The sequence below is a fragment of the Mesorhizobium sp. M0587 genome, from assembly GCF_040320945.1.
Classification (GTDB): Bacteria; Pseudomonadota; Alphaproteobacteria; order Rhizobiales; family Rhizobiaceae; genus Mesorhizobium.
Genome location: NZ_JAMYQP010000127.1, coordinates 1 through 549, shown reverse-complemented (window position 1 = coordinate 549; position 549 = coordinate 1). Strand labels below are relative to the sequence as shown.

Annotated in this window: 1 protein-coding gene; it reads left to right on the top strand. The window is 66.1% G+C overall.

Translation table 11 applies throughout. The annotated features are described in order from the left end of the window. On the top strand, positions 1 to 549 hold a 549-nt coding region (locus NKI49_RS33320; protein WP_352695967.1), incomplete at both ends, for a transposase.

The following is a 549-nucleotide window of genomic DNA, read 5'->3' as shown; positions in this document are numbered from 1 at the left end:
TCAATATGAAGCACGAGCTGGTGCGGCTGGCGCAGGCGATCGACTGGCCGGTGCTGGAGGAGCGTTTCGGCGCCGTCTATTCGGACGGCCCCGGCATGCCGCCGCTGCCGACCCGGCTGATGGCGGGGCTGGCGATCCTCAAGCACACTTTCAATCTGTCGGACGAGGTGCTGTGCGAGCGCTGGGTGGAGAACCCCTACTTCCAGTATCTTTGCGGCGAGGTGTTCTTCTGTCACGCGCTGCCGTTCGACCGCTCGTCGATGACGCGCTGGCGCGGCCGCATGGGCGAGGAGCGGATCGTCGCGCTCTTGCAGGAAAGCCTCAGCCTTGCGGTCAAGACCGGGGCGATGAAGCCGGCCGACACGCGCCAGGTGATCGTCGACACCACCGTGCAGCCGAAGAACGTCATGTTCCCGACCGACGCCAAGCTCATCCAGCGGGCGCGCGAACGGCTGGTGCGGCTGGCCAGGAAGACGGGGCTCAATTTGCGCCAGAGCTATGTGCGGGTCGGCAAGCTGGCGCTGATCAAGCACCAGCGCTATGCCCACG